This window comes from Streptomyces fumanus, assembly GCF_014655295.1.
GTDB classification, from domain to species: domain Bacteria; phylum Actinomycetota; class Actinomycetes; order Streptomycetales; family Streptomycetaceae; genus Streptomyces; species Streptomyces fumanus.
Window position 1 is genome coordinate 102,739 of the sequence record NZ_BNBI01000020.1, and the last position, 26,982, is coordinate 129,720.

The following is a 26,982-nucleotide window of genomic DNA, read 5'->3' on the forward strand; positions in this document are numbered from 1 at the left end:
TCATCCGTGATCATGCCCGCACATATGTCGACCGGGTGATGCTGCGGCCGGTCAGGCTGCGGCGGGCCGCGCACCGGGGACAGTTCCGCCGAGGGAGAGGAGGCCGCATGACAGCGACCGCGTCGACCGCGCCCCGGAACACGGCCGCACTCCGCGAACGGGCGCGCGGCGCACTGCTCGGCCTCGCCGTCGGGGACGCCCTCGGGGCCCCGGCCGAGAACCTGAGGCCCTCGGAGATCCGCGCTCGCTGGGGCCGCATCACCGGATACGTGGCCGACCGGCCCGCCGGCACCGACGACACGGAGTACGCGATCTTCTCCGGGCTGCTGCTCGCCCGGCACGGCGCGGGGCTCACCCCGGCCCATGTGGAGGCGGCCTGGCACGAGTGGATCGCCGACCGCGACGAGGGCCCGTTCCGGGGCGCCGGCTTCAGCGAACGCGGCACCCTGGAGAACCTGCGCCGGGGCCTGGCCGCGCCGATCTCCGCACAGCACCGGCACGCCTGGAGCGACGGGCTGGCCATGCGCGCGGCGCCCCACGGGGTGTTCGCGGCGGGCCGCCCGGCCGAGGCGGCCCGGCTGGCCGCCGTCGACGGCTCGGTCAGCCACGACGGCGAGGGCCTCTACGGCGGCCAGGCGGTGGCGGCGGGGGTCGCGGCGGCGATGGCCGGGGCGCCGGTGGTCGCGGTGGTGGCCGCCGCGCTGGCCGTCGTCCCGGACGACTCCTGGACCGCCCGGTCGCTGCGCCGCGCGGTGACCGCCGCCCACCGCGGCGAACGCGCGGTCCGCTCCGCGGTGGTGGTCGGCGGCTACCCCTGGACCGACCTGGCGCCCGAGGCGGTCGCCCTCGCCTTCGGGGCGTACGCGGCGGCCGGCGGCGACTTCGCGGACGCCGTGCTCACCGCCGTCAACATGGGCCGCGACGCCGACACGACGGCGGCGGTCGCGGGCGCGCTGGCCGGGGCGACGCGCGGCGCCGCGGCGATCCCGGCCGCCTGGGCGGCGGCCATCGGCCCGGCCCGCGGCACCTGTCTGCCCGCCATGGCCGGCCACCACGTCCTGGACCTCGCGGACCTGCTCACCCCACCCGCCCCCGACCCGGCGGAGACCCGCCGATGACCCGTCCCCGGCCGGCCCCGACTGCGTACGCCGGCCCGGTCGCCGCACCGGTCCCGCCGGGTACCGCTCCGGCCTTCCCCACGACGGCGGCGTACACCGGCATGCCGGTGGCGGCGCCGCCGCCCGCGCCCGCGTGCGGGGCCGGACGCGCGGCGAAACGCGAAGACGCGGCCGAGTCCGCACCCACCGCCGACCCCCGTCCCGCCCACCACCGCATCGAGGGGCTCCTGCTCGGGCTGGCCGCCGGGGACGCCGCCGGGTGGCCGGCCGCGCGGCACCGGGCCGCGCGGATGCCGGAGTGGACCCGGCGGCTGACCCGGGAGCTGGACACCTTCGCGGAGCAGAACGCGACGACCACGCTGCCCGTGCCCATCGCCCTGAACCAGCCGCCGGAGCCGCTGCGGCTGGGGCCCTCCGACGACGCGGAGTGGGCGGTGTTCGCCGCCGAGGCGGTGCTGCGGGCCGGGGACGACGAGGCGCTCGGCGACCTGGGCCGGGAGCGCCGGATGCGCGCGGCCATCGACCTGACCTGGAACGCCGTCGCCGCCGAGGTCGCCGCCGCCGCGGAGCGCGCCCCCGAGGTGGAGTCGGCCGTCCTGCCGCTGCGCGCCCGGATCTCCGTGCGGGCCGGGCTCGGCAACCTGGCCACCGGGCTGCGCCCGCCCGCCACCGGTCACGACAACCCGCACTACTTCGACGACGCCGCCTGCGTCCGGGCCTGTGTCCTCGCCGTCGCCCACCCCGGCGACCCGGACACCGCCGCGGACCTCGCCGAGTTCGACGCCCGCTACACCCAGGACGGCGACGGCGTGCACGGCGCGCGGGCGATGGCGGCGGCGCTGTCCCGCGCCCTCGCCGGCGCCGACGTGCACGCCTGCGTCCGCGCCGCGCTCGCCGAGCTGCCCGAGGGCACGGAGATCGGCCGCAACGCCCGCCAGGCGCTGGACCTCGCGGCGACCGCCGGCAGCACCTTCGCCCTGGTGCCGCTCCTGGAACACCAGATCGTCGACCACGTCTACAGCTACGGCATCGCCGCCGCCGAGACCGTCCCGGTCGCCCTCGCCCTGGCCACCGCCGCCGGCGGCCGGCTCGCGGAGGCGGTCCCGGCGGCGGCCTGTCTGTCCCGGGTCGCGGACTCCGCCCCGGCCCTGGCGGGCGCCCTCACCGGCGCGCTCGGCGGCGCCGCCGCCGTCCCCGCGCCCTGGCGGGACGCCTGCCGCACCCTCTCCGGCTGTGTGCTGCCCCAGCTCACCGGCACCGACCTGGTGGAACTCGCCGCGCTGCTCGCCGCCGCCCAGTTGCCCCGACCGGAAGGACCCAGCGGACCATGACCTCGACGGCAGCGGCCACCCTCGCGGAACGGATCACCGGCGCCCTGGTCGGCGCCGCGGTCGGCGACGCCCTCGGCGGCCCGGTCGAGGGCTACTCCCCCGAACAGATCCTGGAACGCCACGGCGGCCGGGTGTCCGGCGTCGTCGGTCCCTGGCACGGCGACGCCTGGCGCACCGCCCGCCCCCTCGCCCCGTACCACAAGGGCGACGGGCACGTCACCGACGACACCCTCATGACACACGCCCTGATCAGGGTGTACGCCACCGTCCGCGACCACCTCGACGCGTACGCGGTCGCGGAGCACCTGGTGCCCGACCTGATGACCACCCCGCGCTGGATCCCGGAGCTGGAGGCCGAGGCGCTGCCCCTCCAGCGGATCTTCCTCGCCGAGAAGTGGCTCGTCACGCGGCTGCACTACGGCCACGCCGACCCGCGCGAGGCCGGCGTCGGCAACGTCGTCAACTGCGGCGCGGCGATGTACATGGCCCCGGTCGGCCTGGTCAACGCGGCCCACCCGGCGGGCGCGTACGCCGAGGCGCTGGACCTCGCGGGCGCGCACCAGTCGTCGTACGGACGGGAGGCGGCCGGGGTCTTCGCGGCGGCGGTCGCTGCGGCCTGCGCGCCCGGCGCGACACCGGACTCGGTGGTCGCGGCCGCCCTGGCGCTGGCGAAGGACGGCACCCGCGCGGCCATCGAACGGGTCTGCGAAGTCGCCGCGGGGCATACGGAGTTCGAGTCGGCGCTGGCGCCGCTGCGGGCGGCGGTCGCCCCGTACGACACGGTGGGCCCGGACTACCGCGCCCCGTCGCTGGGCGCCCGTCGCCCGTCGCGGCTGCACGCGATCGAGGAACTGCCCGTCGCGCTCGGCATGGTGATCGTCGCCCGCGGCGACCACCGGCACGCCGTGCTGGGCGCGGTGAACTACGGCCGGGACTGCGACTCCATCGCCACCATGGCCGGCGCGCTGACCGGGGCGCTGGGTTCACCGGTCCCCGAGGAGTGGGCGAAGACGGTCGCGGAGGCCAGCCGCCTGGACCTGTGGGCGCCCGCGGCCACCCTCACCGAGGTGGCCCGGGAGGTCTTCACCCGGGACGTGCACCGGCGACGCGCACACGAACGGGCGTTCGCCGAGGTGGGAGGCGACCAGTGCCCCGCCTGACCCGGGACCGCCCCGCCGTCCCCGCCCACCACGTCCCGCACCACCCCGCCGTCCCCCTGCGGGCGCCCCGCCGGACCGGAGGTCACCCATGCTCCGGCTGACCTGGGTGCAGCCCGAGGATCTGGTCGGGCACGAGCTGCGGCAGGCCGCGCAGGACGGCCGGGACGCGACGGCGGTCGCCCGGCGCTGGCGGGCCGCCGGTGGCGGGGAGGCACCCGCCCGCGCCGGCGCCTCCCCCGAGCCGGCCTCCCCGTACCTGCGGTCGCTCGCCGAGGAGCTGCTCGACGAACTCGCCGGGCTGCCCAGCCCGCTGGCGGCGGACGAGCCGACCGGCCTGGCGGACATCCGGGCCCGCTGCCCGGACTGGCCCGCCCCGCTCCCGCCCGGCGAGCCGCTCGGTCCGCGCCGCCTGGAGGCCGCCTGGCTCGGCCGGGCGGTCGGCTGCCTGCTCGGCAAACCCGTGGAGAAACTCCCCCTGGACGGCATCCGCCGCCTCGCCCGCGCCACCGGCAACTGGCCCCTGACCAGGTACTTCACCGCCCGCGGCGTGCCCCCGGAGCTGGCCGCCGCGCACCCCTGGAACCGCCGCTCGGCGGGCACCTCCCTCGCCGAGAACATCGACGGGATGCCCGAGGACGACGACCTGAACTACCCCCTGCTCAACCTGCTGCTCCTCCAGCGGCACGGCCGCGCCTTCCGCACCGCCGACGTGGCCCGCCTCTGGCTGGACGAACTGCCGGCGGGCCGCACCTTCACCGCCGAACGCGTCGCCTACCGCAACCTCCTCGCCGGCCTCGACCCCCCGGACACCGCCCGGCACCGCAACCCCTTCCGCGAGTGGATCGGCGCCCTGATCCGCGCCGACGTGCACGGCTGGACCAACCCCGGCGACCCGGCCGCCGCCGCGGCCCAGGCCCACCGGGACGCGACCCTCACCCACACCGCCAACGGCGTCTACGCGGCGATGTTCACCGCCGCCGTCATCGCCACCGCCGCCACCGGCACCCACGACGTCCACGCCTGTCTGCGCACCGGCCTCACCGTCGTGCCGCCCGGCTCCCGGCTGGCCCGCGCCGTCCGCGACGCCCTGGACCTGGCCGCCGCCCACGACGACTTCGACACCGTCGTGGACGCCCTGCACGCCGTGCACTCCCCCACCCACCACTGGGTGCACGCGATCCCCAACACCGCCCTGATCGCCGCCGCCCTCACCCACGCCGGCGGCGACTTCACCGGCTCCATCCGCCGCGCGGTATCCGGCGGCTGGGACACCGACTCCGCCGGGGCGGCGGCCGGCAGCGTCGCCGCCCTGCTCACCGGCGACCCCGCCGCGCTGGGCGACCACTGGACGGCCCCGCTCAAGAACCGCCTCGCCACCTCCGTCGCCGGCCTCGACGGCACCGGCTTCGACGCCCTCGCCCACCTCACCCACCGGGAAGCCACCCGCCCATGACCGACACCGCCGCCCCCCTCACCGGCCTGCGCGTCCTGGACCTCGCCACCCTCTTCGCCGGACCCCTCGCGGCCACCCTGCTCGGCGACTTCGGCGCCGAGGTCGTCAAGGTCGAGCACCCCCTGCGCCCCGACCCGGCCCGGGGCCACGGCCCGGCCAAGGACGGCGTCGGCCTGTGGTGGAAACTGCTCGGCCGCAACAAGCGGACCATCACCCTCGACCTGTCCAAGCCCGGCGGACGCGACACCCTGCTGCGCCTGGCCGCCACCGCCGACGTGGTCGTCGAGAACTTCCGCCCCGGCACCCTGGAACGCTGGCGGCTCGGCTGGGACGACCTGCGCGAGGCCAACCCCCGGCTGGTCCTCACCCGCGTCACCGGCTTCGGCCAGTTCGGGCCGCACGCGCACCGCCCCGGCTTCGGCACCCTCGCCGAGGCGCTGAGCGGGTTCGCCGCGGTCACCGGCGAACCGGACGCGCCGCCGACCCTGCCGCCGTTCGGCCTCGCCGACTCCATCGCCGCCCTGGCCACGGCGTACGCGGTACTGACCGCGCTGGCCGCCCGGGACCGCACCGGCGAGGGCCAGGTGGTCGACCTGGCGATCATCGAGCCGATCCTGACCGTGCTGGGCCCCCAGCCCCTCTGGTACGACCAGCTCGGCCTGGTCCAGCCCCGCACCGGCAACCGCTCCGCGAACAACGCCCCGCGCAACACCTACCGCACCGCCGACGGCACCTGGGTCGCCGTCTCCACCTCCGCGCAGTCGGTCGCCGAGCGGGTGATGCGCCTGGTGGGCCGCCCCGAGCTGATCGACGAGCCCTGGTTCGCCACCGGCGCCGGCCGGGCCCGGCACGCCGACGTCCTGGACCCGGCGGTCGGCGACTGGATCGCCCGCCGCCCCCGCGCCGAGGTGCTCGCCGCCTTCGAGGCGGCCGAGGCCGCGGTCGCCCCGGTGCAGGACGTACGGGACGTGCTGGCCGACCCGCAGTACCGGGCGCTGGACACCGTCACCACCGTCGAGGACCCCGAGCTGGGCCCGATCCGGATGCAGAACGTGCTCTTCCGGCTCTCCGCGACGCCCGGCGCGATCCGCTGGACGGGCCGCCCGCACGGCGCCGACACCGAGGAGGTCCTCGCCGAGCTGGGCCTCACCCCGGGCGATCTGAAACTGCTGCGCGAGGCGGGCGCCGTATGACACCGCCGCCGCTGACCTGGCTGTACGCCCCCGGGGACCGGCCGCACGTGGTCGCCAAGGCGCTGGCGGCCGGCGCCGACGTGGTGGTGATCGACCTGGAGGACGCGGTCGCCCCCGACCGCAAGGAGTACGCCCGCGCGGCCACCGCCGAGCTGCTGTCCGGGCCGCAGTTGCTGCCGGTGCACGTCCGGGTGAACGCCCTGGGCGGCGCCTGGGCGGCGGCCGATCTGAAGGCGGTGGCCGGGCTGCCCGGCCTGTCGGGGCTGCGGCTGCCGAAGGTGACCTCGCCCGAGCAGATCGGCGCGGTCGCCGACGCCACCGGCGGCCCCCCGCTGTACGCCCTGCTGGAGTCGGCGCTCGCGGTGGAGCGGGCGTACCCGATCGCCGCCGCCCACCCGTCGCTGCGCGGCATCGCCCTGGGCGAGGCCGATCTCTGCGCCGACCTGGGGGTGGCCGGCGACACCGGCCTGGACTGGTCGCGCTCCCGGGTGATCGTCGCGGCGCGGGCGGCGGGACTGGCCCCGCCCTGCCAGTCCGTCCATCCCGACACCCGCGACCTGGCGGGCCTCGCCGCCTCCTGCGCGCACGGCCGCGCCCTGGGTTTCCTCGGCCGGGCGGCGATCCACCCGCGGCAGTTGCCGGTGATCGAGCGGGCCTACCGGCCCACCGCCGCGGAGCTGGAGGAAGCGGAGACGGTACTGAAGGCGGCGGCCCGGGAGCAGGGGGCGCAGGCGCTGCCGGACGGCCGGTTCATCGACGCGGCGGTGGTCGCGGCGGCCCAGCGCACGCTCTCCCGGTCCCGGCGGCCCTGACGCACACGCCGAGGGCGCCCGGAGCAGTGCTCCGGACGCCCTCGCCGACACGCGTGCGCGGTGCCGGTCAGCTCTTCTTCGCCGACCCGGCCCCGTCCTTGATATCGCCCTCGCCGACGGCGTCCCCGGCGGGCTCGCCGTCAGCATGCTCGCCCTCGGCGGACGCGGCCTCCGCGGGCTCCTCCACCGCGGTCTCCCCCGCGTCGGAGCCGGCCTCCCCGGCACCGGAGTCGGCGTCCGCCCCCGGCTCGACCACCGCCTCGCGCCCCGGCCGCTTCCGCGCCGACAGCACGATGTACGTGACCGCCAGCAGGAACACCACCAGCGCGGTCCAGTTGTTCAGCCGCAGGCCGAGGATGTGGTGGGCGTCGTCGACGCGCATGTACTCGATCCAGAAGCGGCCCGCGCAGTACGCGGCGACGTACAGCGCGAACGCCCGGCCGTGCCCCAGCGTGAAGCGCCGGTCGGCCCAGATCACCAGCAGCGCGACGCCGACGCACCACAGGGACTCGTACAGGAACGTCGGGTGGTAGGTGCCGGGGACCCGGCCGCCGTCCGACGAGGTGATCTTCAGCGCCCACGGCAGATCGGTGGCCCGCCCGTACAGCTCCTGGTTGAACCAGTTGCCCCAGCGGCCGATGGCCTGGGCGAAGGCGATGCCGGGGGCGACGGCGTCGGCGTACGCGGGCATCGGGATGCCCCGGCGCCGGGCGCCGATCCAGGCGCCCAGCGCGCCGAGCGCGATCGCGCCCCAGATGCCGAGGCCGCCCTCCCAGATCTTGAAGGCGTCCACCCAGTTCCGGCCGTCCCCGAAGTACAGCTCGTAGTCGGTGACGACGTGGTAGAGCCGGCCGCCGATCAGGCCGAAGGGAACGGCCCAGACCGCGATGTCGGCCACCGTGCCGGCCCGGCCGCCGCGCGCGACCCAGCGCTTGTTGCCGTACCAGACGGCGACGAAGACGCCGATGATGATGCAGAGGGCGTAGCCGCGCAGCGGAACGGGGCCGAGGTGCAGCACTCCGCGCGACGGGCTGGGGATGTAGGCAAGTTCCATGGCAGGGTCGACGCTACCGTGCCCGGCCGGGCCCGCGCCGGGCAGCCCGGCTACGGGTGCATAACAGGCGGGGCCGGCGGGGCGGCTACGCGTTGGCCTCCCGCACCATCTGCTCCAGTTTCGCGGGGGTCATCGAGCGGTCCCCGTAGATGCTCTTGCCGTCCAGCAGGACGGTCGGGGTGCCCTGGAAGTCGCCCTTCTGGAAGGCGGCGTCGGACTTCTCCACCCAGGTGCCGTGCGTGCTCTCGGTGACGCAGCGGCGGAACCGCGGGGTGGTGAGGCCCTCGACCTTGCCGGCCAGCTCGATCAGCTTGTCCTCGTCGGCGAAGGCGTCGTCGGTCTCGGCGGGCTGGTGGTCGTAGAGCACGTCGTGGTAGGCGGTGAACTTCCCGGCGTCCTGGGCGCAGGCCGCGGCGTTGGCGGCGGTGCGGGAGCCGCTGCCGCCCATGTTGCCGTCGATGATGGTGGCCAGGTGGTACTCGACCTTGAGCTGTCCGGCCTCGGTCAGCTTGTGGATGGTCGAGCGGTACGCCTGCTCGAAGCCCTTGCAGGCCGGGCAGCGGAAGTCCTCCCAGACGGTGAGCGTGGACCTGGCGCTCTCCTTGCCGACCGGGATCGCCAGTGCGTCCTTGCCCTGGGCGCCCGAGGGCGCGACGGCCGGGCCGGACGCCTCGCCGCCGCCCTCGTCCTTGCCCGCGCTCGCCGCGATCACGCCGATCACCGCGGCGAGCGCCAGGACGCCGGCGACGGCGGTGCCGACGATCAGTGCGCGCCGCCGCTTCTCCGCGCGCTTGTGCTTCTCACGCTCGACCGCCAGTTGCTCGCGGGCGGTGCGCTTTCCCTCACGGTTCTTCTCGCTCACACCCCGCAGAACGAACCGGGGAGGCGCACCGCGCCTCCCCGGCCCCAGGTCCACCCGTTCGGGTTACGCGGTTCCGCGCACGCCCTTCGCCAGCTCCCCGGCGAGCGCGCGGACGCCCTCGACGGCGGCGGCGTGGTCGGGGGCGTCCAGCATCCGCTTGACGAAGGCCGAGCCGACGATCACGCCGTCGGCGAAGGCGGCGACCTCGGCGGCCTGCCGGGGGTTGGAGACGCCGAGCCCGACGCAGACCGGCAGGTCGGTGGTGGCGCGGGTGCGCCGGACCAGGTCCTCGGCCTGCGAGCTGACCGTCTCCCGGGTGCCGGTGACGCCCATCAGGGAGGCGGCGTAGACGAAGCCGCTGCCGGCCGCGGTGATCTCGGCGAGCCGCCCGTCCTTGCTGCTGGGCGCGACCACGAAGACGGTGGCCAGCCCGTGCTTCTCGGCGTGCTCGCGCCACAGCGCCGACTCCTGCACCGGCAGGTCGGGCAGGATGCAGCCGGCGCCGCCGGCCTCGGCCAGCTCGGCGGTGAACCGCTCGACGCCGTAGCGGTCGATGGGGTTCCAGTACGTCATCACCAGCACCGGCTTGCCGGTGGCCGCGTGCGCCTCACGGACCGTGCGCAGCACGTCGGCGATCTTCACGCCGCCGCGCAGGGCGATGTCGTCGGCGGTCTGGATGACCGGGCCGTCCAGCACGGGGTCGCTGTGCGGCAGGCCGACCTCGACGATGTCGGCGCCGCCGTCCAGGGCGGCCTTGACGGCCTCGATGCCGCCGTCGACGGTCGGGAAGCCGGCCGGGAGGTAGGCGATGAGGGCGGCGCGGCCCTCGGCCTTGGCGGCGGCGAGGGTGTCGTCCAGCAGCCGTACGTTCCCGCTCACTTGGCGTCCCCCTCGATCTCGGCGCTGCCGGAGGCGTTCTCGGCGACCTCGGCGTCGGTGTCGTACAGCCCGAAGTAGCGGGCGGCGGTGTCCATGTCCTTGTCGCCGCGGCCGGAGAGGTTGACGACGATCAGCCCGTCCTCGCCCAGTTCCCGGCCGACCTCCAGGGCGCCCGCGAGGGCGTGCGCGGACTCGATGGCCGGGATGATGCCCTCGGTGCGCGACAGCAGGCGCAGCGCCTCCATCGCGGCGGCGTCGGTGACCGCGCGGTACTCGCCGCGGCCGGAGTCCTTGAGGTAGGAGTGCTCGGGGCCGATGCCCGGGTAGTCCAGGCCGGCCGAGATGGAGTACGGCTCGGTGATCTGGCCCTCGTCGTCCTGGAGGACGTAGGAGCGGGAGCCGTGCAGGATGCCGGGTTCGCCCGCGGAGAGGGTGGCCGCGTGCTCGCCGGTCTCGATGCCGTGCCCGGCCGGTTCGCAGCCGATCAGGCGGACGGACGCGTCGGGGATGAAGGCGTGGAAGAGGCCGATGGCGTTGGAGCCGCCGCCGACGCAGGCGATCGCGGCGTCCGGGAGCCGGCCGGCCTGTTCCAGCACCTGGCGGCGGGCCTCGACGCCGATGACGCGGTGGAAGTCGCGGACCATCGCGGGGAAGGGGTGCGGGCCGGCGACGGTACCGAACAGGTAGTGGGTGTGGTCGACGTTGGCGACCCAGTCGCGGAACGCCTCGTTGATGGCGTCCTTCAGGGTGCGGCTGCCGGACTTCACGGCGACGACCTCGGCGCCGAGCATCCGCATCCGGGCGACGTTGAGGGCCTGCCGCCGGGTGTCGACCTCGCCCATGTAGATCGTGCAGTCCAGGCCGAACAGGGCGCAGGCGGTGGCGGTGGCCACGCCGTGCTGGCCGGCGCCGGTCTCGGCGATCACCCGGGTCTTGCCCATGCGCCGGGTCAGCAGGGCCTGGCCCAGCACGTTGTTGATCTTGTGGGAGCCGGTGTGGTTGAGGTCCTCGCGCTTGAGGAAGACGCGGGCGCCGCCGGCGTGCGCCGCGAACCGGGGGACCTCGGTGAGCGCCGAGGGGCGGCCGGTGTAGTGGACCAGCAGGTCGTCGAGTTCGCGGGCGAACTCCGGGTCCGACTTGGCCTTGTCGTACTCGACGGCGACCTCGTCCACGGCGGCGACGAGCGCTTCGGGGATGAACTTGCCGCCGTACGCCCCGAAGTAGCCCTCGGGGCTCGGGACCTGGCCCTCCGGGTCGGGGAGGAAGAACTGGCTGGGCATGGGTGTACCTCACGGTGAGTGTGTAGGGAGACACGGATCGCCGTGGGGGCGGGGTGGTCGGGCGACCGCGGCTCCGTCGTGGCGGGTCACGCCCACGCGACGGAGTCGCACCTTCACTGCAGCCCCGCGCCCCCGAGGAGGCGCCGAGGCCATCGCATCCCGTTCACCTGACCCGGCTCGTCGCCGATGACGTAGCGGACCCGGCGGCCGTGGACCCGGCGCGCGGGCGCGCGGCAGCCCCGGGGGCGGCAGCCGCGCGCGAGGCGGGCGTACGGGTCCCGGGGCGTGGTCGGGGTCGTCGGCAGGGGCATCGGGCCAAGCCTAGCGGGATCAGCCCCGGCCGTGCCGCAGTGCGGGGTGGGTGCCGGCGGCGACCAGGTCGGCGACGGCGGTCTTGGGGTCCTTGCCGGTCACCAGGGACTCGCCGACCAGGACGGCGTCGGCGCCCTCGTTGGCGTAGGCGATCAGGTCGTGGGGGCCGCGGACGCCGGACTCGGCGACCTTCACCAGGCCCTCGGGGATCTCCGGGGCGACGCGCTCGAAGGTGCCGCGGTCGACCTCCAGCGTCTTGAGGTTGCGGGCGTTGACCCCGATGACCTTGGCGCCGGCCTCGACCGCGCGGTCCACCTCGTCCTCGTCGTGCACCTCGACCAGCGGGGTCAGGCCGATGGACTCGGCGCGCTCGATCAGCGACTCCAGGGCCGACTGCTCCAGGGCGGCGACGATCAGCAGCGCCAGGTCGGCGCCGTACGCGCGGGCCTCCCAGAGCTGGTACGAGGTGACGATGAAGTCCTTGCGCAGCACGGGGATGTCCACGCGGGCGCGGACGGCCTCCAGGTCGGCCAGCGAGCCGCCGAAGCGGCGCTGCTCGGTGAGGACCGAGATGACGGCGGCGCCGCCCGCCTCGTAGTCCGCGGCGAGCGCGGCCGGGTCGGCGATCGCGGCCAGCGCGCCCTTGGACGGGCTGGAGCGCTTGACCTCGCAGATCACCTTGACGCCGTCGCCCTTGAGCGCGGCGAGCCCGTCCCGGGCGGCGGGTGCCTTGGCCGCGCGCTCCTTGAGCTCGTCGAGGCTGACGCGCGCCTGCCGCTCCGCGAGGTCGGCACGGACTCCGTCGATGATCTCGTCGAGCACACTCACGCGAGCGGCCCCCTTCCAGACGGTTTACTTCTTCACGGCCTCTCCCGATGGTATCCGCAGCAGGGCGGGGGCCACGCATCCGGTTGACGCCGGTCCCATTACCTGGGATTTCGCGGGGTGATCAAGGGTGGAGCCAGCCACCGAACGGCAGGTTCCGGACAACGGTGAAGACCAGCAGCAGCGCGCCCAGCGACCACAGGTGGACCGGTCCCGGTCCGGGCCGCGGCGGCCGGCCCCGGGCGGCGCGCACCACCCAGACGGCCCACAGCGCGGCGAAGCCCAGGTAGGCGGCGACGGCCAGGGCGTTGGCCTGGAGGGCGGCCGGCAGGTCGCCGTGGACGACGGCGTGGGCGCTGCGCAGGCCGCCGCAGCCAGGGCAGTACAGGCCGGTCAGGCTCAGCAGCGGGCAGGCGGGGTAGTGGCCGGGCTCGTTCGGGTCGACCGCGCCGACGTAGGCGAAGGCGGCGGCGACGGCGGCGAGCACCCCGGCCGGGACGGCCAGCCGGGCCGCGCGGCCGGGCGCGCGCGAGGGCGGGTGCGTGGGGTCCCGGCGGTCGGCGTCCATGTCCGGCATTGTGCCCCGCACGCGCGCGAGGGGCGGTCCCGGCACTCTCGGTGCCGGCCGCCCCTCGGCCGGGTCGTCCGCGTCGCCGCGCGCCGCCGGTCAGACTTTGATGCCGGCCGGCCGGTGCTGGCCCGGGTCGGTGGTCTTGTGCACGGGGTGCGCGTCCTTCGGCTGGCCCATGCCCATCATGCGCATGATGCCGCCGACGACCGCGCCGAGGAGGGTGAGCGCGATGCCGACCCAGAAGCCCACCGGCTGGGCCGCCACCATGAAGACGCCCGCGATGCAGAAACCGATGAAGGCGATGATGACACCGGTCCAGGCGGCCGGGGTGTGGCCGTGGCTGCTGTCCGCCATTGCATGCTCCTCGTTGCTGTGTACGTGTCTGAGCAGGACGCTCGGGCTCATTCTCGCGTACGCGCGCGCGTGCCGTGAGTTCGGGGTGCGCAACGCGGCACCCGGGTGACACGCCGACCCGAGTGCCCGCGCGGAGCCGGCCGAACCGCGCCCGGCGGGGTCGCTCAGGCGCCGGTGGGGTCCGCTCTAGGCGCCGGTGGGGTCCTCGCCGCGGTCCAGGGCCTTCCACAGGTCCTCGGGGCGGTCCGGGTCGGCGGGGCGGGCGGCGCGGCGGGGGCGGGGGGCGCCGGAGCGCTCGTAGCGGCCGGACATCGCGGGCCAGAGCCGGCCGTAGCGCAGGGCGAGGAGGCCGGCCAGCAGGATCAGGGCGCCGCCGGCGGCGGCGACGTAGGGCCAGGCGGTGTGGGTGAGGGCGTGCACGGTGGCCGAGGTGTCGCCGGCCGCCCGGGCGGCCTTCTCGTCCAGGGCGGAGCCGTCGGAGGCGCCGAGCAGGGCGGCGGCGACGGTCCCGGCGCCGCACAGCGCGAGCAGCGCGGCGACGGCGGCCCGGCCGGCCCGGCGGACGGCGAAGACGGCGACGAGCGCGGCGAGGCCCACTATGGCGAGCGCGGCGGGGACGCCGGTGACGTCACTGCCCTGGGCGGTCAGCGGGAAGTCGCCGCCGGCCACCGTCGCGGTGCCCTCGGACCACCGCTGCCGGGTGGCCAGCAGGGCGACGGCCGCGCCCAGGGCTCCGCTCAGCAGCGCCAGGGCGAGACTCCGGCGGCCGGCCCGGGAGGGTCGCGCGGCGTCGGGACGGGGGTGCGGTACGGCAGTCACGTACTCCACTATCGCCTGAACCCCGGGCGGAGCGTCACCCGGGGTTCACGTGAGAAGCGCCCTACCGGGCGAGCCGGTTCGCGGTGTGCACCGCGCGGAGCACCGCCGCGGCCTTGTTGCGGCACTCGGTGTCCTCGGCGACCGGGTCGGAGTCGGCGACGATCCCGGCGCCCGCCTGCACATGGGCGGTGCCGTCGCGCAGCAGGGCGGTGCGGATGGCGATGGCGGTGTCGGAGTCGCCGGCGAAGTCGAGGTAGCCGACGCAGCCGCCGTACAGGCCCCGGCGGGAGGGTTCGAGTTCGTCGATGATCTGCAGGGCGCGCGGCTTGGGGGCGCCGGAGAGGGTGCCGGCCGGGAAGCAGGCGGTGAGCACGTCGAAGGCGGTGCGGCCGGGGGCGACGCGTCCGGTGACCGTCGAGACGATGTGCATGACGTGGGAGTACCGCTCGACGGACATGAAGTCGACGACCTCGACGGAGCCGGGTTCGCAGACCCGCCCCAGGTCGTTGCGGCCGAGGTCGACCAGCATCAGGTGCTCGGCGCGCTCCTTGGGGTCGGCGAGCAGTTCCTCGGCGAGCGCCTGGTCCTCCTGGGGGGTGGCGCCCCGGTGCCGGGTGCCGGCGATGGGGTGCAGCATGGCCCGGCCGTCCTCGACCTTGACCAGCGCCTCGGGGGAGGAACCGACGACGTCGAAGCCGTCGAAGCGCAGCAGGTACATGTACGGGGAGGGGTTGGTGGCCCGCAGCACCCGGTACACGTCGAGGGCGCTGGCGGTGCACGGCGTCTCGAACCGCTGGGAGGGGACGACCTGGAAGGCTTCGCCCGCGCGGATGCGTTCCTTGATGTCCTCGACGGCCTCCCGGAAGTCGGGGCCGCCCCAGCGGGCGGTGTACTCGGGCAGCTCGGAGGGCGGCAGCGCGGCCGGGGGCTGGGCCACCGGGCGGGAGAGGTCGGCCTCCATGGCGTCCAGGCGGGCGACGGCGTCGGCGTACGCCTCGTCGACGCCGGTCTCCCGGTCGTTGTGGTTGATCGCGTTGGCGATCAGCAGGACCGAGCCCTCCCAGTGGTCCATCACGGCGAGGTCGCTGGTGAGCAGCATGGTCAGCTCGGGCAGCTTGAGGTCGTCGCGGTCGCCGGGGCCGAGCTTCTCCAGGCGGCGGACGATGTCGTAGCCGAGGTAGCCGACCATGCCGCCGGTGAACGGGGGCAGGCCCTCCTGGCGGGGGGTGTGCAGGGTCTCGACGGTGGCGCGCAGCGCGGCGAGCGGGTCGCCGTCGACGGGGACGCCGACGGGCGGGGTGCCCAGCCAGTGGGCGCGGCCGTCGCGCTCGGTGAGGGTGCCGGCGCTGCGGACGCCGACGAAGGAGTAACGGGACCAGGACCGTCCGTTCTCCGCGGACTCCAGCAGGAAGGTGCCGGGGCGTTCGGCGGCGAGCTTGCGGTAGAGCGCGACCGGGGTGTCGCCGTCGGCGAGGAGCTTGCGGGTGACGGGGATGACCCGGGTGTCGGTGGCCAGCTTGCGGAACGTGTCGAGGTCCATGGCCGCAGACCTTACTGATCCGCGGCGGGCGCGCCAGTGGCCGCGTCGTCCGTGAGCAGCACATCGGCGTCGAAGCAGGTCCGGGCGCCGGTGTGGCAGGCGGCGCCGACCTGGTCGACCTTGACCAGCACGGTGTCGGCGTCGCAGTCCAGGGCGACGGACCTGACGTACTGGACGTGGCCGGAGGTGTCGCCCTTGACCCAGTACTCCTGGCGGCTGCGCGACCAGTAGGTGCAGCGTCCGGTGGTCAGGGTGCGGTGCAGCGCCTCGTCGTCCATCCAGCCGAGCATCAGCACCTCGCCGGTGTCGTACTGCTGGGCGATGGCGGGCAGGAGGCCGTCGGGGCTGCGCTTGAGGCGCGCGGCGAGGTCCGCGTCGAGCGGGCTGGACGTGCTGGTCATGCCGACCATTGTGCCGGGTGCGGGGGGCGCGGTCCGGTGCCGTCCACTGTGCGGACCCGGGGCGCGGCCGTAGGCTGGCTGCCATGTCGACTTTCGCCAAGCGTGAACGGCTTCTGCTCGCCGATCTGTTGGAGACGGCGGGTCCGGACGCCCCGACCCTGTGCGAGGGGTGGCGCACCCGTCAGCTCGCCGCCCACCTGGTGGTGCGCGAGCGCCGGCCGGACGCGGCCGGCGGCAATATGATCAAGCCGCTGGCGTCGCGGCTGGACCGGGTGATGGAGGAGTACGCCGCCAAGCCGTACGAGGAGCTGATCCGGCTGCTGCGGTCCGGGCCGCCGCGGTTCTCGCCGTTCTCCCTCAAGCAGGTCGACGAGGCGGCGAACACGGTGGAGTTCTACGTGCACGCCGAGGACGTGCGGCGGGCCCAGCCGGACTGGGCGCCGCGGGAGCTGGACGGCGTCTTCCAGGACGCGCTGTGGTCGCGGCTGGAGCGGATCGTCCGGCTGCTGGGCCGGGGCATCCCGACCGGCCTGGTGCTGCGCCGCCCGGACGGCCGGACGGCGGTCGCCCATCGCGGTACGCCGGTGGTGACGGTGACGGGCGAGCCGTCGGAGCTGCTGCTGTTCGCCTTCGGGCGGCAGAGCGCGGCGGCGGTGGGGCTGGACGGGGACAAGGACGCGATCGCGCGTCTGCACGAGACGAAGCAGCTCGGGCTCTGAGGTCGGGTGCGGGCAGCGGGGGCCGGTCGCGCAGTTCCCCGCGCCCCTTTCGAAAGGGGCGCGGGGAACTGCGCGAGCGGCCACGACGTACCCGCACCCGGCGACGTCACCGCACCGGATGCCCCGCCTCCCGCAGCGTCTCCTTGACCTCGCCGATCCGCAGGTCGCCGAAGTGGAACACGGACGCGGCCAGCACCGCGTCCGCCCCGGCGGTGACGGCCGGCGGGAAGTCGGCGAGCCGGCCCGCGCCGCCGGAGGCGATCACCGGGACGGTGACGTGCTTGCGGACCGCGGCGATCATCTCCAGGTCGTAGCCGTCCTTGGTGCCGTCCGCGTCCATGGAGTTGAGCAGGATCTCCCCCGCGCCCAGCTCGGCCGCGCGGTGCGCCCACTCCACCGCGTCGATGCCGGTGCCCTTGCGGCCGCCGTGCGTGGTGACCTCGAAGGTGCCGGCCTCGGTGCGGCGGGCGTCCACCGACAGGACCAGGACCTGGCGGCCGAAGCGCTCGGCGATCTCCCGGATCAGGTCGGGGCGGGCGATCGCCGCCGTGTTGACGCCGACCTTGTCGGCGCCGGCCCGCAGCAGCTTGTCGACGTCCTCGGCGGTGCGGACGCCGCCGCCGACGGTGAGCGGGATGAACACCTGCTCGGCGGTGCGGCGCACCACGTCGTACGTGGTCTCGCGGTTGCCGGACGAGGCGGTGATGTCCAGGAAGGTCAGTTCGTCGGCGCCCTCGGCGTCGTAGACCTTGGCCATCTCCACCGGGTCGCCCGCGTCGCGCAGGTTCTGGAAGTTGACGCCCTTGACGACCCGGCCGTTGTCCACGTCCAGGCAGGGGATGACTCGGACCGCCAGGGTCATGACCGCAGTTCCTCCGGTGTGCCTCTGAATGCTTCCACTTCCACCGACACCAGGACCCGGGAGTCGATGAAGCCCTGCACGACCAGCAGGGTCGTGACCGGGCGTACGGCGTCGAAGAGTTCCTTGTGGGCCCGGCCCACCGCGTCGACGTCCCGCGCGTGCGCGAGGTAGACGCGGGTGCGGATCACGGACTCGACGCCCAGCCCGTAGGCGGCGATCGCCTCCAGGGCGCTGGTGAAGGCGACCTTGGCCTGTTCGTAGGGGTCGCCCTCGCCGTGGAGCACCTCGCCCTTGAACGCGGTCGTCCCCGCGACCAGCACCCGGTCGCCCGCCGCGACGGCGCGGGAGAAACCGAAGGACTCCTCCCAGGCACTTCCGCTCTGCACGCGCCGTACGGCTTCGGATGTCATGACGCCACAGCCTCCAGGGCCTCTTCCAGGGTGAACGCCTTCGCGTACAGGGCCTTCCCGACGATGGCGCCCTCGACACCGAGCGGGACCAGCTCGGCGATGGCGCGCAGGTCGGCCAGGGAGGAGACGCCCCCGGAGGCCACCACCGGCTTGTCCGTCGCCGCGCACACCCCGCGCAGCAGTTCCAGGTTGGGGCCCTGGAGGGTGCCGTCCTTGGCGATGTCGGTGACCACGTACCGGGCGCAGCCCTCCTGGTCCAGGCGGGCCAGCGTCTCGTAGAGGTCGCCGCCGTCGCGGGTCCAGCCCCGGCCGCGCAGGGTGGTGCCGCGCACGTCCAGGCCGACGGCGATCTTGTCGCCGTGCTCGGCGATGACCTTGGCGACCCACTCGGGGGTCTCCAGCGCGGCGGTGCCCAGGTTGACGCGGGTGCAGCCGGTGGCGAGGGCGGCGGCGAGGGTGTCGTCGTCGCGGATGCCGCCGGACAGCTCCACCTTGATGTCCATGGCCTTGGTGACCTCGGCGATCAGCTCCCGGTTGTCGCCGGTGCCGAAGGCGGCGTCCAGGTCGACCAGGTGCAGCCACTCGGCGCCCGCCCGCTGCCAGGCGAGGGCGGCTTCCAGGGGGGAGCCGTAGGACGTCTCCGTGCCGGACTCGCCGTGCACGAGGCGGACGGCCTGGCCGTCGCGGACGTCGACGGCGGGGAGGAGTTCGAGGATGGCCATGTCGCTACAGGGTTCCGATCCAGTTGGTGAGGAGCTGGGCTCCGGCGTCGCCGGACTTCTCGGGGTGGAACTGGGTGGCCCACAGGGCGCCGTTCTCCACGGCGGCCACGAACGGCTTGCCGTGCGTGGACCAGGTCACCTTGGGCGCGGTGAGCGCCGGGTTGTGGGTCTCCAGGGTCCAGTCGTGGACGGCGTAGGAGTGGACGAAGTAGAAGCGGGCGTCGGCGTCCAGGCCGGCGAACAGCTCGGAGTCCTCGGGTGCCTCGACGGTGTTCCAGCCCATGTGGGGGACGACGTCGGCCTGGAGCGGCTCGACCGTGCCGGGCCACTCGTCCAGGCCCTCGGCCTGGACACCGTGCTCGATGCCGCGGGCGAACAGGATCTGCATGCCGACGCAGATGCCCATCACGGGCCGGCCGCCGGCCAGCCGGCGGTCGACGATCCAGTCGCCGCGCGCCTGCTTCAGGCCCGTCATGCAGGCGGCGAAGGCGCCGACGCCGGGGACCAGCAGGCCGTCGGCGTTCATCGCGGTGTCGAAGTCACGGGTGATCTCGACGTCGGCTCCGGCGCGGGCGAGGGCGCGCTCGGCGGAGCGGACGTTGCCGAAGCCGTAGTCGAAGACGACGACCTTCTTCGGGGACGTGCTCAATTCCACACCTCCAGCCTCAGGATGCCCGCGACCAGGCACATCGCGGCGCCGACGGAGAGCAGCACGATGAGGCTCCTGGGCATCTGCTGCTTGGCGAAGGAGATGATCCCGCCGACCAGGAAGAGGCCGACGACGATCAGCAGGGTCGAGATGCCGGTCACAGCGCGCCCTTCGTGGAGGGCAGGATGCCGGCGGCGCGCGGGTCCCGTTCACAGGCGTAGCGCAGGGCCCGGGCCAGCGCCTTGAACTGGCACTCCACGATGTGGTGGGCGTTGCGCCCGTAGGGCACGTGCACGTGCAGGGCGATCTGGGCCTGGGCGACGAAGGACTCCAGGATGTGCCGGGTCATGGTCACGTCGTACTCGCCGATCATCGGCGCCATGGTCTCGGGCTCGGTGTGCACGAGGTAGGGGCGGCCGGAGAGGTCGACGGTGACCTGGGCGAGGGACTCGTCCAGCGGGACCGTGCAGTTGCCGAAGCGGTAGATGCCCACCTTGTCGCCGAGGGCCTGCTTGAAGGCGGCGCCCAGCGCGAGGGCGGTGTCCTCGATGGTGTGGTGGGAGTCGATGTGCAGGTCGCCCTCGGTCCGCACGGTGAGGTCGAACAGGCCGTGCCGGCCCAACTGGTCGAGCATGTGGTCGTAGAAGCCGACGCCGGTGGCGATGTCGGTCTTGCCGGTGCCGTCGAGGTCGATCTCGACCAGGACCGAGGTCTCCTTGGTGACGCGCTCGACGCGTCCTACGCGGCTCATGCCGTCTGCTCCTTCTTGAGTTCACGTACCGCGTCGAGGAACGCGTCGTTCTCCTGGGGGGTGCCGGCGGTGACCCGCAGCCGGCCCGGCACGCCGTTGTCCCGGACCAGGACGCCCCGGTCGAGGATCTTCCGCCACATCGCGTGGGCGTCCTCGAACCGTCCGAACTGGACGAAGTTGGCGTCGGACTCGGTCACCTCGTAGCCGAGCGCCCGCAGTTCGGCGACCAGCCGGTCGCGTTCGGCCTTGAGCTGCTCGACGTACTTCAGCAGGGTGCCGGTGTGCTCCAGGGCGGCCAGCGCGGTCGCCTGGGTGACGGCGGACAGGTGGTACGGCAGCCGCACCAACTGCACGGCGTCCACGACCGCCGGGTGGGCGGCGAGGTAGCCCAGGCGCAGTCCGGCCGCGCCGAACGCCTTGGACATGGTGCGGGAGACGACCAGCCGGGGGCGTCCGGCGAGCAGCCCCAGCAGCGACTCGCCGTGGCTGAACTCGATGTACGCCTCGTCCAGGACCACCATCGAGTCCTTCGCCGCCTGGGCCGCGTCGTAGAGCGCGCGGACCGTGCCGGGCGGGACGGCGGTGCCGGTGGGGTTGTTGGGGGTGGTGATGAAGACGACGTCCGGCCGGTGCTCGGCGATGGCCCGCTCGGCCGCCGCGAGGTCGATGGTGAAGTCCTCGTTGCGCGGGCCGGAGATCCATCCGGTGCCGGTGCCCCGGCAGATCAGGCCGTGCATGGAGTACGACGGCTCGAAGCCGATGGCGGTGCGGCCGGGGCCGCCGAAGGTCTGCAGGAGCTGCTGGATGACCTCGTTGGAGCCGTTGGCCGCCCACACGTTCTCCCTGCCGACGCGGTGGCCGGTGGTGTCGGTGAGGTACTCGGCGAGCCGGGTGCGCAGCTCGACCGCGTCCCGGTCGGGGTAGCGGTTGAGGTGCCGGGCGGCCTCGCGGACCCGCTCGGTGATGCGGTCGACCAGCTCCTCGGGGAGCGGGTAGGGGTTCTCGTTGGTGTTCAGCCGTACGGGCACGTCCAACTGGGGCGCCCCGTAGGGGGTCTGGCCGCGCAGCTCGTCCCGTACCGGCAGGTCGTCGATGCGGATGTCGCTCACTTGCCCTCGGGTACCTTCCAGTCGAACCTCGCCTTGATCGCCGCCCCGTGCGCGGGCAGGTCCTCCGCCTCGGCCAGCGTCACCACGTGGTGGGCGACCTCGGCGAGCGCGTCGCGCGTGTAGTCCACGATGTGGATGCCGCGCAGGAAGGACTGGACGGACAGGCCGGAGGAGTGGCAGGCGCAGCCGCCGGTGGGCAGCACGTGGTTGGACCCGGCGGCGTAGTCGCCGAGGGAGACCGGCGCCCAGGGGCCGATGAAGACCGCGCCCGCGTTGCGCACCCGGTCGGCGACGGCTGCGGCGTCGGCGGTCTGGATCTCCAGGTGCTCGGCGCCGTAGGCGTCGACGACCTTCAGCCCGGCGTCGATGTCGTCGACCAGGACGATCGCGGACTGCTCGCCCCCCAGCGCGGGGACGATCCGGTCCTCGACGTGCTTGGTGGCGGCGACCTGCGGCTCCAGTTCCCGCTCGACCGCGTCGGCCAGTTCGGCGGAGTCGGTGACCAGGACGGCGGCGGCCAGCGGGTCGTGCTCGGCCTGGCTGATCAGGTCGGCGGCGACGTGCACCGGGTCGGCGGTGGCGTCGGCGAGGACGGCGATCTCGGTCGGGCCGGCCTCGGCGTCGATGCCGATCTTCCCGGTGAAGTAGCGCTTGGCGGCGGCGACCCAGATGTTGCCGGGGCCGGTGACCATGGTGGCCGGGGGGCAGGACTCGGTGCCGTAGGCGAACATCGCCACGGCGGTGGCGCCGCCCGCGGCGTACACCTCGTCCACGCCGAGCAGGGCGCAGGCGGCGAGGATGGTCGGGTGCGGCAGCCCGCCGGACTCGGCCTGGGCGGGCGAGGCGAGGGCGATGGAGGGGACGCCGGCCTCCTGCGCGGGCACCACGTTCATGATCACGGAGGACGGGTAGACCGAGCGGCCGCCGGGCGCGTACAGGCCCACGCGGTCGACCGGCACCCACTTCTCGGTGACCGTGCCGCCGGGCACCACCTGGGTGGTGCGGGTGGTGCGGCGCTGTTCGCGGTGGACCAGGCGGGCGCGGCGGATGGACTCCTCCAAGGCCGCGCGGACCGCCGGGTCCAGTGCGGCGAGGGCCCGCTCCAGGGCCGCCGCGGGCACCCGGACCTGCTCCAGCCGCACACCGTCGAACCGCTCGGCGAAGTCGATCAGCGCCGCGTCGCCCCGATGATGCACGTCCTCGCAGATCGGGCGCACCTTGTCCAGGGCGGCCGCGACGTCGAAGTCGGCTCGGGGCAGCAGGTCGCGCAGGGCGGAGCCCTCGGGGAGGGCGTCGCCGCGCAGATCGATTCGGGAGATCACGGAACCAATTCTCTCAGACCCGCGTCGGGCGCCGTCCGCGCGTATCAATGGCTGATACAGCGCCGTCCACCGCTCCCGCAGATTTCCTTCACGCAGAGTGTTCAGTACGTCACTCAGCGGGCATGAACAGGTGTACGAGGGTAAGGATGAGTGAGGAACGGGGCAGGGAGTGAACGGCGTGACCGAGGGCCTCCGCCTCCGCGCGGCGAGCCCGCCGGACGGCCTGACGGCCACCGAGGCCGGGATGTGGGAAGCGTTCCGCAACGGCAGCGTGTACGACCTCAGCAGCGGCGACCCGGCCGTGGACGATCCGCACGGCCCGCATCTGTGGGGTCCGGAGCGCACGGTGCGGGCCCGGGTGGTGTGCTGGCTGCTGCTGGACGGACCGCCGGCGCTGGCCGGGCGGGTCTCCTCGCTGAAGCTGGTCGGCGTGCGGATCAGCGACACCATGGACCTGGCGGGCGGCACGGTGGTGCCGTACGTGGAGCTGCGGCGCTGCCGCTTCGACCGGGAGGTGCTGCTGCCGGAGGCCCGCTTCACCACCCTGCGGCTGGTGGACTGCGCGGTGCCCCGCCTGGAGGCGGCCCGGCTGCACACCGAGGGCGACCTCCATCTGCCGCGCTGCCGCTTCCCCGGCGGGATACGGCTGACCGACGCGCGGATCGGCACCGACCTGCTGCTCAACCAGGCGGTGGTGCACCACAACCGCGGCGGACGGTCGATAGCGGCCGACGGCATGACCGTGGGCCAGGACCTCCAGGCCGAGCTGCTGGAGTCGTACGGCGAAGTGAGCCTGCGCGGCGCCCAGATCGGCGTCTCGCTGAGCCTGCGCGGCGCCCGGCTGCGCAACCCCCGGGCGCGGCTCGCGCTGAACGCCCCGCAGTTGACGGTCGAGCGCACGCTGTACCTGACCCCGGCGGGCGTCGACAGCCCGCTGCTGGGCGGCCTGACCCCGGTGCGGGGCAGCCGCGTCCAGCGGTTCGCCTGCCAGGGCGGGATACGGCTGGACGACGGGCGGTTCGGCGACGCGGTCGACCTGGAGCAGGCGCGGTTCGTGCTCACCGAGGAGCAGGAGCTGTCGCTGCGCCGGGTGCAGACGCCGGAGCTGCGCTTCCTCGGGGAGCGGCCAGCCCTGGGGCGGGTGGTGCTGTCGGGGGCCCGGGTGGTCAACCTGATGGACCGGGCGGACAGTTGGCCGGGTCCGGGCCGGCTCCAGATGGGCGGCTTCACGTACGAGAACCTGGTGCCCCGGGGCGCGTTCCCGCTGAGCCTGCGGCTGGACTGGGTGGCCGCCGCGACCGCCGAGTACGACCCGGAGCCGTACGAGCTGCTCGCCGCGGTGTTGCGGGCGGGCGGCTCGGACGAGGAGGCCCGCGAGGTGCTGCTGGCCAAGCAGCGCCGGCGCCGCGCGGGCCTGCCGCTCGCCGCCCGGATCTGGGGGTACGTCCAGGACTGGACGGTGGCCTACGGGTACCGGCCGGGGCGGGCGGCGGTGTGGATGGCGCTGCTGTGGGCGGGCGGTTCGATCGCCTTCGCGCAGGCCCATCTGCCGCCGCTCAAGAGCGGTGAGCACCCGGCGTGGGACCCCGCCCTGTTCGCCCTGGACCTGCTGCTGCCGGTGATCGACCTGGGGCAGGTCGGGTCCTGGCGGCTGCGGGGGAGCTGGCAGTGGCTGGCGGCGGCGATGATCCTGGTCGGCTGGGTCCTGGCCACGGCGGTCGCGGCGGGCGCGACCCGGCTGCTGCGGCGGGGCTGAGGCACCGCACCGCTCGGGCAGGCACCGCGCCGGTGAGACTCCGCACAGGTGACGCGCGGCAGCGGTGAGACATCGCACAGGTCAGACGCCCCGCAGGTGAGACACGCTCACGTTTTACCGCGCTTTTACCGCCGGACGTACAACTTTCCGAAGGTTGCGCGAAGCCTCTGGCGCGGCCCCGACCTGCGGACTTTCAATGGTCGACACCATGGCTCGGCTTTCCGTGTTCCTCCGTACGGCCCGGCTGCGGGGCGGCTCGGCGCGCCCGGCCGCCGGGCTCCCGGCCGACGACGAGGCACTCCTCGACGCGCCCGACGACCGGCTGGCCCCCGCGCTGGTCGGCGCCGCGCAGGGCACCCACCGGGCCGCCGCCGAGCTGCTCGCCGCCACCCGCCGGGACGCCGAGTGGGACCGCCGGGACCGGTACGCGACCCGGCTCGCGGCGTTCGCGCGCTCCCGCCCCGACTGGCTGGACGCCTGGCGCGCCGCCGACCCCGGCGACCCGGACGCGGCCCTGGTCGGCGCCCGGCTCGCGGTGGACCGGCACTGGGAGTCGCCGGCCCGCACCGAACTGCTGGACCAGGCCGAACCGGCCGTCATGGCCGCCGCCCGGGACGGCGGGCCGGACCCGGTGCCCTGGCGGGTCGCCCTGGACTGCGCCCGCGGCCGGCGGGCCGGGCACGCCGAGTTCGCCCATCTGTGGGCCGAGGCGGTGCGCCGCGCCCCGCACCACTACGGCTGCCACCTCGCGGCCCTCCAGTACCTGGCCGCCGCCTCGCCCGGCGCGCACCGCGAGTGCCTGGACTTCGCCGAGACGGCCGCGCAGGACGCGCCCGAGGGGGCGCTGGTGCGGGCGCTGCCGCTGCGGGCGGCCTACCGCTGTCTGACCGAGGCCGGCCCGGAGGCGGTGGGACGGGACCGGCTGCACGCGGCGGCCGACCTGGCGATCGCGCTGTCGGCCGGGCTGCCGCCCGCCGACCCCTGGCCGGCCCCGCTGCGCAACCTGCTGCTGTACGTGCTGGTCCGGCTGGGCCGCCCGGCGGACGCGGCGGAACAGCTCCGGCTGACCGGCCCGTACGCCACCTCCTTCCCCTGGGAGCGGGAGGCGGAGGACCCGCTCGGGCGGTTCCTCCAGGTGCGCGACGAGATCCGGTCGGCGGTGTCCGGCCGGCCGGGAAACGGGCGCGGCGCTCACGCCGGCCCGGACGACCATTAGGCTTCTGCGTCGTGACCACCGTCCGGCTCCCGCTCTTCCCCCTGAACTCCGTTCTGTTCCCGGGGCTGGTGCTCCCGCTCAACGTGTTCGAGGAGCGCTACCGCGCCATGATGCGCGAGTTGCTGAAAACGCCCGAGGACGAGCCGCGCCGGTTCGCCGTCGTGGCGATCCGGGACGGCCACGAGGTGGCGCCCAGCGCCCCCGGGCTGCCCGACCCCACGGCGGTGCCCGAGCGCGGGGCCGGCGCCGGGTTCGGGCCCGACCCGGCCAAGGCGTTCCACCGGGTCGGCTGTGTGGCGGACGCGGCGACGATCCGGGAGCGGGCCGACGGCACCTTCGAGGTGCTGGCGACCGGCACCACCCGGGTCAGGCTGCTGTCGGTCGACGCCTCCGGGCCGTTCCTGACGGCCGAGCTGGAGCATCTGCCCGAGGAGCCCGGCGACGAGGCGGGCCCGCTGGCCGAGGGTGTGCTGCGGGCGTTCCGCCAGTACCAGAAGCGGCTGGCCGGGGCGCGGGAGCGGTCGCTGGCCACCGGCGCCGAGCTGCCGGACGAGCCCGGCGTGGTCTCGTACCTGGTGGCCGCGGCGATGATGCTGGACACGCCGACCAAGCAGCGGCTGCTCCAGGCGCCGGACACCGCCTCCCGGCTGCGCGACGAACTGACGCTGCTGCGCACCGAGACGGCCGTCATCCGTACCCTGCCGTCGTTGCCCGCGTCCGACCTGACGCGCGGCCCGACCAGTCTGAACTGACGCAACCGGAGAAGCTGCCCGCGATGGCGAAGAAGGCGAAGAAGCAGCAGGCGGGGGGCACCCCCGCGACGGTGGCCCTGACCGCCGCGGACGTGGCGTACACGGTCCACTCCTACGACCACGACCCCGCCCACCCGTCCTACGGCGAGGAGGCGGCCGAGGCGATGGGCGTCTCCCCGGAGCGGGTGTTCAAGACGCTGGTCGCCGACGTCGACGGCACGCTGACGGTCGCGATCGTGCCGGTCGCGGGCCAGCTCGACCTGAAGGCGCTGGCGACGGCGGTCGGCGGCAAACGGGCGGCGATGGCCGACCCGGCGCTCGCCGAGCGCACCACCGGCTATGTCCGGGGCGGCATCTCCCCGCTGGGCCAGCGCAAGAAGCTGCCCACCGTGCTGGACGCCTCGGCCTCGCAGCACGCCACGGTCTGCGTCTCGGCGGGCCGCCGGGGCCTGGAGGTCGAGCTGGCCCCCGCCGACCTGGCCCGGCTCACGGACGCGGTGCTCGCCCCGATCGGGCGTGCCTGACCCCTCGACGGACGCCCCATCCTCGGTTAAGCACAAGGGGCATGTCGAAGAGAACCCGCAAACGCAGGTGGCGCGTCCGCAAGCGCCGCGCCAACCACGGCCGCCGGCCCGCCTGACCGGCCCCTAGGTCGTGTCCGCAAAGTCCCTCCTGCCCCGCGACGCCTGGCACGCACTCTCGCCGCACCGGACACAGCCCCGAGTACGCCCAGTACGAGGGACTGCGTCC

The 26,982-nt window shown here is 74.9% G+C and carries 30 protein-coding genes; 11 read left to right on the plus strand and 19 right to left on the minus strand.

Features of this window, described 5'->3' with window-relative positions; all coding sequences use genetic code 11:
- Positions 1-107: 107 nt before the first annotated feature.
- From IE316_RS32705 to IE316_RS32730, 6 genes are all read left to right on the plus strand, one after another.
- Positions 108-1,118 (plus strand): ADP-ribosylglycohydrolase family protein, encoded by a 1,011-nt coding sequence (locus tag IE316_RS32705; protein ID WP_229910647.1) that lies wholly within the window; start codon positions 108-110, stop codon positions 1,116-1,118.
- Positions 1,115-2,449 (plus strand): ADP-ribosylglycohydrolase family protein, encoded by a 1,335-nt coding sequence (locus IE316_RS32710; protein WP_373311381.1) that lies wholly within the window; start codon positions 1,115-1,117, stop codon positions 2,447-2,449. Before IE316_RS32705 ends, IE316_RS32710 begins: the two co-directional genes overlap by 4 nt.
- The gene (locus IE316_RS32715) at positions 2,446-3,609 is read left to right on the plus strand and encodes an ADP-ribosylglycohydrolase family protein (protein ID WP_190208177.1); all 1,164 of its coding nucleotides are present in this window, start codon (positions 2,446-2,448) and stop codon (positions 3,607-3,609) included. Before IE316_RS32710 ends, IE316_RS32715 begins: the two co-directional genes overlap by 4 nt.
- An 88-nt stretch (positions 3,610-3,697) precedes the next feature.
- On the plus strand, positions 3,698-5,062 hold the full coding sequence (locus IE316_RS32720) for an ADP-ribosylglycohydrolase family protein (RefSeq protein WP_190208178.1): 1,365 nt from the start codon (positions 3,698-3,700) through the stop codon (positions 5,060-5,062).
- Positions 5,059-6,255 (plus strand): CaiB/BaiF CoA transferase family protein, encoded by a 1,197-nt coding sequence (locus IE316_RS32725; RefSeq protein WP_190208179.1) that lies wholly within the window; start codon positions 5,059-5,061, stop codon positions 6,253-6,255. The genes IE316_RS32720 and IE316_RS32725 overlap by 4 nt, the downstream gene beginning before the upstream one ends.
- Positions 6,252-7,067, plus strand: a complete 816-nt coding sequence (locus tag IE316_RS32730; protein ID WP_190208180.1) for an HpcH/HpaI aldolase/citrate lyase family protein — start codon at positions 6,252-6,254, stop codon at positions 7,065-7,067. Before IE316_RS32725 ends, IE316_RS32730 begins: the two co-directional genes overlap by 4 nt.
- 67 nt (positions 7,068-7,134) lie before the next feature.
- Here the strand turns inward: IE316_RS32730 and lgt are convergent, their stop codons facing one another.
- From lgt to hisI, 11 genes are all read right to left on the minus strand, one after another.
- Positions 7,135-8,121 (minus strand): prolipoprotein diacylglyceryl transferase, encoded by a 987-nt coding sequence (lgt, locus tag IE316_RS32735; protein ID WP_190208181.1) that lies wholly within the window; start codon positions 8,119-8,121, stop codon positions 7,135-7,137.
- 85 nt (positions 8,122-8,206) lie between these two features.
- Positions 8,207-8,983, minus strand: coding sequence for a DsbA family protein (locus tag IE316_RS32740; RefSeq protein ID WP_190208182.1), 777 nt, complete (start codon positions 8,981-8,983; stop codon positions 8,207-8,209).
- A 63-nt stretch (positions 8,984-9,046) separates the two neighbouring features.
- A complete protein-coding gene (gene trpA / locus IE316_RS32745; protein ID WP_190208183.1) occupies positions 9,047-9,862 on the minus strand; it encodes a tryptophan synthase subunit alpha in 816 nt (271 codons plus the stop codon).
- Positions 9,859-11,142 carry a tryptophan synthase subunit beta gene (gene trpB / locus IE316_RS32750; protein ID WP_190208184.1) on the minus strand — a complete coding sequence of 428 codons (1,284 nt, stop codon included), beginning with the start codon at positions 11,140-11,142 and terminating at the stop codon, positions 9,859-9,861. The genes trpA and trpB overlap by 4 nt, the downstream gene beginning before the upstream one ends.
- A gap of 113 nt (positions 11,143-11,255) precedes the next feature.
- Positions 11,256-11,453 (minus strand): tryptophan biosynthesis modulator TrpM, encoded by a 198-nt coding sequence (gene trpM / locus IE316_RS32755; protein ID WP_190208185.1) that lies wholly within the window; start codon positions 11,451-11,453, stop codon positions 11,256-11,258.
- Positions 11,454-11,472: 19 nt separating this feature from the next.
- The gene (trpC, locus tag IE316_RS32760) at positions 11,473-12,282 is read right to left on the minus strand and encodes an indole-3-glycerol phosphate synthase TrpC (RefSeq protein ID WP_190208186.1); all 810 of its coding nucleotides are present in this window, start codon (positions 12,280-12,282) and stop codon (positions 11,473-11,475) included.
- A gap of 121 nt (positions 12,283-12,403) precedes the next feature.
- On the minus strand, positions 12,404-12,856 hold the full coding sequence (locus IE316_RS32765; protein ID WP_190208210.1) for a DUF2752 domain-containing protein: 453 nt from the start codon (positions 12,854-12,856) through the stop codon (positions 12,404-12,406).
- A 90-nt stretch (positions 12,857-12,946) separates the two neighbouring features.
- Positions 12,947-13,204: an HGxxPAAW family protein gene (locus IE316_RS32770; RefSeq protein WP_190208187.1), complete on the minus strand. Its 258-nt coding sequence runs from the start codon at positions 13,202-13,204 to the stop codon at positions 12,947-12,949.
- 186 nt (positions 13,205-13,390) lie between these two features.
- Positions 13,391-14,032: a TIGR02234 family membrane protein gene (locus IE316_RS32775; RefSeq protein WP_190208188.1), complete on the minus strand. Its 642-nt coding sequence runs from the start codon at positions 14,030-14,032 to the stop codon at positions 13,391-13,393.
- A 52-nt stretch (positions 14,033-14,084) separates the two neighbouring features.
- Entirely contained in the window at positions 14,085-15,563 is a 1,479-nt protein-coding gene (locus IE316_RS32780; RefSeq protein ID WP_190208189.1) for an anthranilate synthase component I, read from the minus strand.
- An 11-nt stretch (positions 15,564-15,574) separates the two neighbouring features.
- Entirely contained in the window at positions 15,575-15,964 is a 390-nt protein-coding gene (gene hisI / locus IE316_RS32785) for a phosphoribosyl-AMP cyclohydrolase (RefSeq protein ID WP_190208190.1), read from the minus strand.
- Between the two features lie 83 nt (positions 15,965-16,047).
- On the opposite strand from hisI, the gene IE316_RS32790 reads away from it, so the two are divergent.
- The gene (locus IE316_RS32790) at positions 16,048-16,683 is read left to right on the plus strand and encodes a TIGR03085 family metal-binding protein (RefSeq protein WP_190208191.1); all 636 of its coding nucleotides are present in this window, start codon (positions 16,048-16,050) and stop codon (positions 16,681-16,683) included.
- Positions 16,684-16,789: 106 nt separating this feature from the next.
- On the opposite strand, the gene hisF is transcribed toward IE316_RS32790, so the two are convergent.
- Genes hisF through hisD form a run of 8 tightly spaced genes read right to left on the minus strand, consistent with a single transcriptional unit; the run spans position 16,790 to position 22,508 of the window.
- Positions 16,790-17,545, minus strand: coding sequence for an imidazole glycerol phosphate synthase subunit HisF (gene hisF / locus IE316_RS32795; protein ID WP_190208192.1), 756 nt, complete (start codon positions 17,543-17,545; stop codon positions 16,790-16,792).
- Positions 17,542-17,955, minus strand: coding sequence for a RidA family protein (locus tag IE316_RS32800; RefSeq protein ID WP_190208193.1), 414 nt, complete (start codon positions 17,953-17,955; stop codon positions 17,542-17,544). The genes hisF and IE316_RS32800 overlap by 4 nt, the downstream gene beginning before the upstream one ends.
- Positions 17,952-18,677 (minus strand): bifunctional 1-(5-phosphoribosyl)-5-((5-phosphoribosylamino)methylideneamino)imidazole-4-carboxamide isomerase/phosphoribosylanthranilate isomerase PriA, encoded by a 726-nt coding sequence (gene priA, locus IE316_RS32805; RefSeq protein ID WP_190208194.1) that lies wholly within the window; start codon positions 18,675-18,677, stop codon positions 17,952-17,954. The genes IE316_RS32800 and priA overlap by 4 nt, the downstream gene beginning before the upstream one ends.
- A 4-nt stretch (positions 18,678-18,681) precedes the next feature.
- Entirely contained in the window at positions 18,682-19,332 is a 651-nt protein-coding gene (hisH, locus tag IE316_RS32810) for an imidazole glycerol phosphate synthase subunit HisH (RefSeq protein ID WP_190208195.1), read from the minus strand.
- The gene (locus IE316_RS32815) at positions 19,323-19,487 is read right to left on the minus strand and encodes a CG2302 family histidine operon protein (RefSeq protein ID WP_190208196.1); all 165 of its coding nucleotides are present in this window, start codon (positions 19,485-19,487) and stop codon (positions 19,323-19,325) included. The genes hisH and IE316_RS32815 overlap by 10 nt, the downstream gene beginning before the upstream one ends.
- The gene (gene hisB / locus IE316_RS32820; protein ID WP_190208197.1) at positions 19,484-20,077 is read right to left on the minus strand and encodes an imidazoleglycerol-phosphate dehydratase HisB; all 594 of its coding nucleotides are present in this window, start codon (positions 20,075-20,077) and stop codon (positions 19,484-19,486) included. Before hisB ends, IE316_RS32815 begins: the two co-directional genes overlap by 4 nt.
- Positions 20,074-21,186: a histidinol-phosphate transaminase gene (locus IE316_RS32825; RefSeq protein ID WP_190208198.1), complete on the minus strand. Its 1,113-nt coding sequence runs from the start codon at positions 21,184-21,186 to the stop codon at positions 20,074-20,076. The genes hisB and IE316_RS32825 overlap by 4 nt, the downstream gene beginning before the upstream one ends.
- Positions 21,183-22,508, minus strand: coding sequence for a histidinol dehydrogenase (hisD, locus tag IE316_RS32830; protein WP_190208199.1), 1,326 nt, complete (start codon positions 22,506-22,508; stop codon positions 21,183-21,185). The genes IE316_RS32825 and hisD overlap by 4 nt, the downstream gene beginning before the upstream one ends.
- A 178-nt stretch (positions 22,509-22,686) precedes the next feature.
- Between hisD and IE316_RS32835 the strand changes: the two genes are divergently transcribed.
- The 4 genes from IE316_RS32835 to ybaK all read left to right on the plus strand — a co-directional run bounded on the left by IE316_RS32835 (position 22,687) and on the right by ybaK (position 26,756).
- The gene (locus tag IE316_RS32835; RefSeq protein ID WP_190208200.1) at positions 22,687-24,264 is read left to right on the plus strand and encodes an oxidoreductase; all 1,578 of its coding nucleotides are present in this window, start codon (positions 22,687-22,689) and stop codon (positions 24,262-24,264) included.
- Positions 24,265-24,472: 208 nt separating this feature from the next.
- On the plus strand, positions 24,473-25,480 hold the full coding sequence (locus IE316_RS32840) for a hypothetical protein (protein ID WP_190208201.1): 1,008 nt from the start codon (positions 24,473-24,475) through the stop codon (positions 25,478-25,480).
- Positions 25,481-25,491: 11 nt separating this feature from the next.
- Complete coding sequence (locus IE316_RS32845; RefSeq protein WP_190208202.1) at positions 25,492-26,232, plus strand: LON peptidase substrate-binding domain-containing protein; 741 nt, start codon at positions 25,492-25,494, stop codon at positions 26,230-26,232.
- A 23-nt stretch (positions 26,233-26,255) separates the two neighbouring features.
- Positions 26,256-26,756, plus strand: a complete 501-nt coding sequence (ybaK, locus tag IE316_RS32850) for a Cys-tRNA(Pro) deacylase (RefSeq protein WP_190208203.1) — start codon at positions 26,256-26,258, stop codon at positions 26,754-26,756.
- The last annotated feature ends 226 nt before the right edge of the window (positions 26,757-26,982 follow it).